Source organism: Candidatus Eremiobacteraceae bacterium (assembly GCA_036511855.1).
GTDB lineage: Bacteria > Vulcanimicrobiota > Vulcanimicrobiia > Eremiobacterales > Eremiobacteraceae > JABCYQ01.
The window spans coordinates 76,330-84,945 of the sequence record DATCBN010000107.1; the positions used below are offsets into that span (position 1 = coordinate 76,330).

General features: G+C 59.1%; 7 protein-coding genes. 2 read left to right on the plus strand and 5 right to left on the minus strand.

Annotated elements, in window-relative coordinates; translation table 11 throughout:
* The first annotated feature begins 152 nt into the window (after nucleotides 1-152).
* Nucleotides 153-1,196, plus strand: a complete 1,044-nt coding sequence (locus tag VII69_14400) for a hypothetical protein (GenBank protein HEY5096300.1) — start codon at nucleotides 153-155, stop codon at nucleotides 1,194-1,196.
* A gap of 621 nt (nucleotides 1,197-1,817) precedes the next feature.
* Here the strand turns inward: VII69_14400 and VII69_14405 are convergent.
* The 4 genes from VII69_14405 to VII69_14420 form a co-directional block, all read right to left on the minus strand.
* Entirely contained in the window at nucleotides 1,818-3,314 is a 1,497-nt protein-coding gene (locus VII69_14405; GenBank protein HEY5096301.1) for an alpha/beta fold hydrolase, read from the minus strand.
* The gene (locus tag VII69_14410) at nucleotides 3,311-3,895 is read right to left on the minus strand and encodes a helix-turn-helix domain-containing protein (protein ID HEY5096302.1); all 585 of its coding nucleotides are present in this window, start codon (nucleotides 3,893-3,895) and stop codon (nucleotides 3,311-3,313) included. The genes VII69_14405 and VII69_14410 overlap by 4 nt, the downstream gene beginning before the upstream one ends.
* Nucleotides 3,896-4,054: 159 nt before the next feature.
* The gene (gene sseA, locus VII69_14415; GenBank protein ID HEY5096303.1) at nucleotides 4,055-4,912 is read right to left on the minus strand and encodes a 3-mercaptopyruvate sulfurtransferase; all 858 of its coding nucleotides are present in this window, start codon (nucleotides 4,910-4,912) and stop codon (nucleotides 4,055-4,057) included.
* A gap of 763 nt (nucleotides 4,913-5,675) precedes the next feature.
* Complete coding sequence (locus VII69_14420) at nucleotides 5,676-6,137, minus strand: hypothetical protein (GenBank protein ID HEY5096304.1); 462 nt, start codon at nucleotides 6,135-6,137, stop codon at nucleotides 5,676-5,678.
* Nucleotides 6,138-6,277: 140 nt separating this feature from the next.
* Between VII69_14420 and VII69_14425 the strand changes: the two genes are divergently transcribed.
* Nucleotides 6,278-6,796 carry a GNAT family N-acetyltransferase gene (locus VII69_14425; protein ID HEY5096305.1) on the plus strand — a complete coding sequence of 173 codons (519 nt, stop codon included), beginning with the start codon at nucleotides 6,278-6,280 and terminating at the stop codon, nucleotides 6,794-6,796.
* Here VII69_14425 and VII69_14430 read toward each other — a convergent pair.
* Nucleotides 6,786-8,616: LpqB family beta-propeller domain-containing protein (locus VII69_14430; GenBank protein HEY5096306.1), on the minus strand; the 1,831-nt coding region annotated here is incomplete at its 5' end. The genes VII69_14425 and VII69_14430 overlap by 11 nt on opposite strands.

The window sequence follows — 8,616 nt, forward strand, 5'->3', positions numbered from 1 at the left end:
CGGCGGCCGTGAGCCAATTGACCTAATCTAACGGCACGCGGTAATGCTGCCAAGGTAACGCAGATTCTACGACATAATCACATCCGTCCAGGAATGCAGTTGCTAGCCGAAGCCTCCATAACTACGTGCTCGGAGTTGAACGGAGTATCGAGATGCATTCACTTACACAACTTAGATTCTTGAGCGTCGCGGTGGCAATCGCGGTGCTTGCCGGTTGCTCCAACGGATCTGCGGTCGCGCCGAATTTGCCGCAACAAGACGGCAACCATCCGCTTTTGAGAAATGCGCCGTCGGTTTTCAACGCAATGGACATGCTCAAAGCCAAGTCCAACGCTGGACAACATTTCATAAGTTTCGACGTGTGCCCCGCGCAGGGACCCATCAAGTACGTTTCCGACTACAACAGCGATGTGATAAGGATTTACGTCGGGAAATTCGCAGGTCAAAGCCCGTGCGGCCAGATAACGTCAAGACTCTTGGGGCCTGTCGGCGTGTACGTGAAGATCAGCAACCACGACCTCTATGTTGCAAACATTTATGGTCAAAACATCTTGGTATTTCATAGGGGTCAGACGGCGCCGTATAACGTCTATAGCGATCCCACGGACCAGATACCCATCGATGTCACCGTGGCGAACGACGGTACCGTCCTTGCAAGCAACCAGTCACAGATGAGCGGCGGTGAATACGGATCCATTTCCACGTGGATCGGAGGACCAAATGGCGGCACGTTCGTCGGCAATTTCCCGATTGCTGACAATTCAATCGGCGCCTATATCACGGATGGACCGAACGGCAAAGTGTACTACGACGGCCTTGATCGCATCACTTTTGATGGCGCGCTGTGGTCGCGTTCATGTCCGAGAGGGGCATGCGGACCCCAGACCCAGGTGATGGGCGTGTCCTTCAAGACTGAGCCGGCCGGCCTGGCATTCGACAACGCCGGCGAATTGCTGGTGAACGACACAAAAAATCAGACACTGGATATTTTCAAACTTCCCAATCCAAGTTATCAACAGATCGCCGTGGCTGGATGGCCTGTGGGACTGGCCATCAATCCGTTGGACCATCATTTGTTCATCGCCGACACGCAAAATAACGACGCCGCCGAGTACTTGTATCCGAGTGGTAAGCTCGTCGGGACGGTTCCAGGCGTCCGCTTCGGATTAGCGGTGGGCATAGCCGTCGATCCATAGTAAGTTTGGGGAAAGAAACCAATGACCGCTCGTCGCTTGACATCCGGCCCACCCTCGTGTTAGAAATGTAGCAACGGAGTGGCAACGGCCGTGAGCTAATCGCTCGAAGGGTTCCAAAATAGAAGAAAAGCTGTTTTGGAGCCGGGCCGATCGCCCGGCTCTTTTTCTATCGGAGCTAAGTGTGAAACGGCTACATTTTATTTTCAACGTATGCGCGTCCGCGATTTACGGGGTGCTCGCTCAGGTTACGCCCACCGCGGCAGCCGCAAGCGTTCGTCATCGCAAGACGTGGGCTAAGCATGTAGAGACTCTCTCCTTGGAGTCGGGCCGGCGCTATGAACACTGGATACAGATGAGGATCTGTCACGGTGAATACGACCATTTGAAATCCTCAGGAGAAGCGTTGAAACGCCGCGAACGGTGCGCCAATATTTGTGGCACTTGTCGTTATCTGCATTCGCTCGCGGTCTGGCCCGATCCGAACTATCGTCAGCCTTCGCAAATCGTGCTAGCGGCGCTTGAAGATCAGTCTTACTATGATTGAGGCTGGGTGAGACGACACCGAACGAGGAATCAAGACCCCGCAAGTATCTAGGCCTGCGCTACGAACTCTTTGGCCGCCTAGTGTGGTGCGTTCGCACGAAATAAGTGTCCGACGGCCCAACCGCCCACGGTGTCCAAAATCAACGGCGATGTGATGAACGCGGGCAGTGTCGCCCATCCTGTGTCGAGACCGGATGCGTCCGGCAACAAAGAGTGGCTGATGCCCGGAAACAGCCGCACGGTCACGTCGCGATTGCCATTGGAGCGCATCGCTGTCGCCAGCCGCTCTGCCGATCGAACCGGCACGTCGAGATCGGTGCTTCCCTGCACGATTAGCGTCGGGCAGCGCACGCGACGCGCATAACTGAGCGGGTCGATGCTCATGAACGACTTCTCGTGCGGATCGAGCGGCTCCGCGAGCTGGCGTTCGATCTCTTTCTCCTTGCCGGCCGGCGCCACCGATGGATCGTTGTCTACCCTCGCCGCGATCTGGAAGCGTGCGAGATCGGGTCCCGCGACGCCTGGACCAGCGAGTGTGATCACCGCTGCGATCGATGGGTCATCCGCGGCGACCATCGGGGCGATCAGGCCGCCTTCGCTGTAGCCGACAAGCGCGATTCGACTCGGGTCGATGCCGGGCTGCGCTTCTAGCCAGCGCACTTCCGCGCGAACGTCGTCCACTTTGTCAAACGTGGTCCACGTCTCGTTGTCGCCGGTCGACTTGCCGACTCCACGATCGTCGACTCGCAACACGGCGATGCCCGCTCGCGTGAGTGCATCGGCGATATCGCGCAGCGGCATCCACGGAGGTTGGCCGTTGTTGCGTTCGTGCGGCGAAAGGCCTGTGATGACGACCACCGCGGGGACCTGCATTGCGTGCAGCGGTTTCGTGAGCGTGCCCGCGAGCACGGCGCCGCCGGATGCGCGAATTGCGACGTCGACGGCATCGTACGCGCGGTCGGGCGGCGCACCGTAAGGCGACCACAATGGGTAAGCGCTTTCCGGGAACCCCAACCGGCGCTCGATGGTGACTCCAAAGTCCGGCAGACTAGCGGAGATCACGCAACCGTTCGTGTCGGTGAGGACTTGATACGTCTTGGAATGGTAACCGACGGTCCAATCGGTGGAGTCGATGCGTCGAATCGCTATGTCACCCACAGCATCGGTGAATAGCGACCCAGCGTGAACTTTTGTCACGGCTCGGTCGAGGACTCGCGCTCGGGCAACGGCTTGCTGCAACGAACTTGGAACCATGTCCGACCAGTATATGGTTGCTTTGTCGAACGTGTGGACCTTTGGAACCGAAGCCGGCATTCCGGCCATGGCGAATGAAGTCGACGCGCGAACGACCGTTTCGTCGCCGCGGATGCTGAGCGTAGAATCGATGATGGCAGATTGCGTCAGCTCGCTGCGAGTGTGAACATGAGTCTGCGACTGCTCGAACCAATCGACGCCGGTGAGTACGCCTTGCTCGGACGTGAGGAACGCAGCCTGCGGGCATGGGCCCGTGGTGATGGCCAAGGTAGCGGATGTCAGAGTGGCATAGACGAGAATGAACGCGCAGACGATTTTCATGGCCGCCGTTTCCTTTCGCGGCCCCGTTGATGCAGCGGCGCGAAGACGAGAGTGAGACCGTAGAGCTGACCGGGTCCCTTTGGCTGCGAGACGCTGGTCAGCAGGCGCTGAATCGAGCGGGCGACCTTCGCAACATTGGCAGGCGTTAACCAACCCGTAGTGCGGAGCGCCCAGAGATCGCGATCCGGCCCTGAGGCGACGACGTCAGCACGTCTGATGGATCGCCCATAATCGCGGATGCCCATGCGCATCATCGAACTCACGATCGCCGAAGCCGCCTTTTCCCTCGCGGGACTCCGCGGGTCGAGGCGCAGCTCGAGCTGAGGGGCGACCGCTCGATATGCGGATTCCTGACGGCGACCCTTTTGCGCGAAGCCGGTGCGCACGATCAAGCCGACGCGCAGCAAAGCGCGGACGTGGTAGTAGAGCGCGTCGGGTGGTCTGCCGAGCGCTGCAGCCAATTCCGCGACCGAGACCGTCCCCAGCCGAGGAAGCACGTCGACGATCTCTTGCCGGACTCCGGAGGCGAGCGCCGCCAGTTGCGGTTTATTTTCGACGAAGTGTTTTTCAGTTTTGCTCATAAACGCCATGCTAGCACTTCGTTGAAATTATGTCAAATATTTCAACAGCGGTGGGAATGGTGGCGTCTGAGCGGGCCGGAATTCCTGAACGGCGATCCACATCGGAAACAATTCGATGTCGATTCTGATCTTTGCAAAGGGGGCGACCTGGTTTCTTGGTTACGCAGGCCCCACGACGATTGGCGGCCCGTCGGGCAATCCCCATTCCGCCCACGAGCCGTCGTAGAGCGCCGAGCCGCGGACGCCGAGACGATAAAGGGCGAACGTCAAAACGCTCGCCGATACGCCGGAGCCGCACATCGTGACGATCGGCCGTTCAAGGTCCACGCCCGCGCCGGAGAAGGAGCGGCGCAAGTCTGAGAGAGGCTTCATCGCGCCGGTCGCGGGTTCGATCAGGTCTCCATAGGGGACGTTGCGGCTTCCACGTATGTGCCCCGAGCGGCGGCCCGGCCAAGGCTCCGCAGCGGTTCCTTCGAACCGGTCGCGCGCGCGCGCATCGAGAACCTGTTCGGCGCGTGAGTCGATATTCGCGAGCACTTGCTGTCTGTTCCGCACGAAAGCGCCATCGAACGCCGCGGCGAATCGTCCGGGCTGCGCTCTGACAATTCCGGATTCCGTCGGGCGACCTTCCAATACCCATTTTTTCAGGCCGCCGTCGAGCACCGCCGCCTTATCGTGGCCGAAACTCAAGAACATCCACCATGCGCGCGGCGCGGCCAGCCAACTCCCCGAGTCGTAGACGACGACGAGATCATCATCGGAGATTCCGAGCGCTGCGACATCGCGGGCGAATTGCTCCGCAGCGGGATACATGTGCGGCAGCGGGCTCCCGTGGTCCGAGACGGCGTCGACATCGAAAAACGCGGCACCGGGGATATGACTCTTGAGATATTCCTCGCTCGGGCGCGGCGTTGCCCCAGGCATTTTGAACGAGGCATCGATGACACGCACGTGCGGGTCTGCGAGATGTCCGACTAGCCAATCGGTTGAGACGAGCGGATCTTCGTTGGTGCTCATTGGTAGAACGGGGATTCAAAAGGAATGCAGACGATGCCTCGCGTCTTTTCGAGCTTAGTAGTGAAATACGTCGGCGATGGTCAACCCATGTCGTCGATCTATCATAAGCGATAGTCGCGAGATAAGAGGTGATTCATGGGCGCGACGTCCTCGAGTGTTAGCTCGCTCGCAAAACAGCTCTCGATGTACCAGAGCGCTTTGCCGACAGGATTCAAGGTAAGCTCACGAGGCACGCGGCCATTGTAACCTGGGTTGCTTTGCCGCGCTTGACCGGAATTGCTGCGCCATGACTTTCGGATCGCGCAATTTGACACTCAATTGTTCGGGTCCCTGCGCGGCCTATGAATGCGGAAGGTCACCGATTTGGTGACCTTTCGTTTGTTCATGAGCCGGGTTAAGTTCATCGCGCGAGTTCATCCATCTATAGCACCCCTCGAAATTCACGCCATTCCGAAGGGAATGTGAATGAGGCGCCGCGGTCGCGGCCCGGCAAATCGTCGCATTGCTTCTTGAGCTCTGCTAGTGTCTGTGAGGTCATGTTTTGCAACATGACTTGAGCGCATGAGTGGCACACTTCCGAGGTCGTCGATTTCGTGCGACGGGGAAGTGGTTCGCTACATACAGGACATCTCATAGTGGGTTCCCGCAATCGTTCAAGCTGCCGATGTAGAATCGGAACCTATGTGGTTCGACAACCTCCTATGCACACCGCTAAATCGAATTGTTAGCCGTTGCGATTTAGCACCTGGACAGTACGTCGTATTTACGCTTTGATGAAGGCCAGCGCCGCCGCTAGGACAGTCTCGTAAAGCTCTACTGGCACGCACGAGTTGTCGCCCTTAATGTCGCATTTGACGGGGGATTCGGGACCGGCTGGCGGCACTGCCGATTGCGGATCGTAGACCTTCATCCTTACCGTTATCCCCAAGCCGGCCGGATCGTTTTCCAAATCGTGCACATTTCCGGCGAAGTGGAGCATGATCGTCTTGCCGGCCATCGTGAATTCGAAACGCTGGCCGCGGGTCTGGGCATGCGGATCGCCGTTCGATTGAAAATAACCACCGAAGCGCTTGTCCGACGCAAAGGTGTCGACGAGTGCTTGCACGCAATCGCGCGCCGCATTGATCTCGCGATTGATCTTGTCTTGATACGCGTCTGACTCTTTTTTGCGTTCGGCTTCCTGTTCGGCAACGGCGCTATTGACGACGTCTTCGAATTCGCTCACCATTGGCTCCAATCACGCGCCGGACTCGCGTCCGACCCACTATCATCTTTCGGCTTGCCGCAATTCGTCCCCCACGTTTTGCCTGCTAAGCGTAAGAACGAATAAGCGGTATCAGTACCGCGCGTATCGTAAGTCAGGGGATGACATCAATCGAAACCGAGCGCCTCGTTCTGCGCCGCCACGAGCGTGGCGACCTCGACGCGTGCGCGCAGATGTGGGCCGATCCGATCGTCACCCGGCACATCGGCGGCAAAATTTTCTCAAGGTATGAGACCTGGCGAAAGATGATGGTCTACGCCGGCCTCTGGACTCTCTTGGGCTATGGCTATTGGGCCGTGGAGGAGAGGTCAACGGGCAGGTTTATCGGAGAACTCGGATTCGCCGATTTCAAACGCGAAATGGAGCCGCCGCTGGATGGCGTACCCGAGCTCGGCTGGGCGTTGGTGTCATCGGCGCACGGCAAAGGTTATGCGACGGAGGCCGTGCGAGCGGCCGTTGCGTGGGGCGACGCGAACTTGGAATCTCGTAGGACGGTTTGCATGATCGATCCGGACAATCTGCCCTCGGTTCGCGTCGCGCAGAAATGCGGATATCGTGAATACCTTCGCATTGACTACGGGGGAGGGCCGACCGTGCTCTTCGAGCGCATCACGGCTTGAGATATCTCCCAAAGAAGGCGGCCGCCGCCTGATCGACGTCCAGCCACGACTGCCAGCGCAAGAAGCCGTGAATCTCGTTCGGAATGACCTTTTCTTCGTACGGAACATGCGCGATGCGCAGACGTTGCACGAGATCCACCATCTGCTGGAACTCCACATTGCGGTCGTCATCGCCTTGCATCAATAGTACAGGCGACTTCCACGTGGAGATGTACGCGTCAGGCGATGAGAGCCATGCTTCGCGCAGGTACGCCTGCACGTTTGGCTGCTGGTAGCGCTTCGCCGGAGCGAGAGACGAGAAATCCCACATCGACATGTCGTGCACACCGTGCGTGTCGACGCCGACCTTGAAGATGTTCGAGTTCTTTGCGAGCGCCATCGCCGTCAAGAATCCGCCGTACGATCCTCCATAGATGCCGATGCGCTGCGAATCCACCTGCGGATCGCGCTGCAGATATTGCGCCGCGGCGAGGACATCTTTGTACTCAGAGGCACCGAGCGGTCCTGCGTGAGCGGGGTACTGAAAATCGTGGCCGTAGCCGATGCCGAGACGGTAGTTCACCGACAATACGACGTAGCCGAGGCTAGCCAAGTATTGATTCGTGCCGTAGCCGTAATCGTAGTAGTCGAAGTAATGCCACGTGAGCAGCATCTGTCGCGACGGGCCGCCGTGCACGAAGATCACGGCGGGCTTCTTCGCCGCTCCGCCATCCGCGTTGAAAATCGTGCCTTGAATGCTCAGGCCGTCGCTTGCCTGAAATGAGACGAGTTTGGGAGTCACGAGGTCGGCAGCGGGGAAGTCGCTCGGGATTTGATCGGCGTTGAGTTTTCGGCCGTCGTAGGCGATGGTGAATGGTTCGCGCGCTCCAGCATTGACGTATGCCGCGCCATCGGCAGTGGCTGCGGGCCACCACTGACTGTCAAGGCCGCTTGTGAACGGAGTCGCTGCCCCGCCCGTCGCGCTCACGCGGAAAATGTGCCGGCGCGCGATGTCCCCCGGCGTCGAGCCGCTGTTCGCCGTGTAGTATATAGAAGTAAGATCCGGCGAAACGGATGTGTCTTCGACCATAAACGTGCCCGGTGTAAGTGGCCGCGCTGTTCCGCCATCCGCGGAGACTTCGTAAAGCAGAGGCCAATTCGACTGCTCGGAGATGAAGACGAGATTGCCGCCCTTCACCCAATTCAATTGGGGCCCGTTGATGCCGGGGAGTGAATCTCGGCCCGAGGCGCCGCTGTGCCACGCTTCGTGTCCCTGTGCATCCACGACGTTCGCAACCCAGATAGCCCACGGCTGCGGCTGATCTTGCAATAGGTTTGGCGGCGGACCGCCAGCGCCGGGAATTCGAATGAACGCGATGCGCGTGCCGTCCGGCGACCAGCGCGGCGAGAAGTCTTGGGACGTTGATGGGGTTAGAAATTCTAGCGGCGCGTTCTGATTCCGGTATATGCCGATGAAGGCGTGGTCGTCGCGATTCGATGTGAACGCAAGCGTGGCGCCGTCGGGCGAATATTGCAGATCACTATCGGGAGCGCGATCGAAGAAGAGAAGGGCCGCCGTCGCGCTGCCGTCTATCGGGGCCGACCAAACGGCGCCATCGGGGTCGTGCACGAACGCCACGGTGGAACCATTCGGGGAGATGACCGGGGCATCGCCGTCGCCGAGTGTTTTTGGCGTGCCACCGGTGGTCGGCACAGCCATCACCGTCATGCGCTGCTCGGTGGGACTCAATCCGGGATTCGGCCAGGGATGTTTCACCCAATTCGCGTCGTGCGAACCGCCGCGCACGTAGACGACGTATTTCCCGTCGTTGGATATCGAC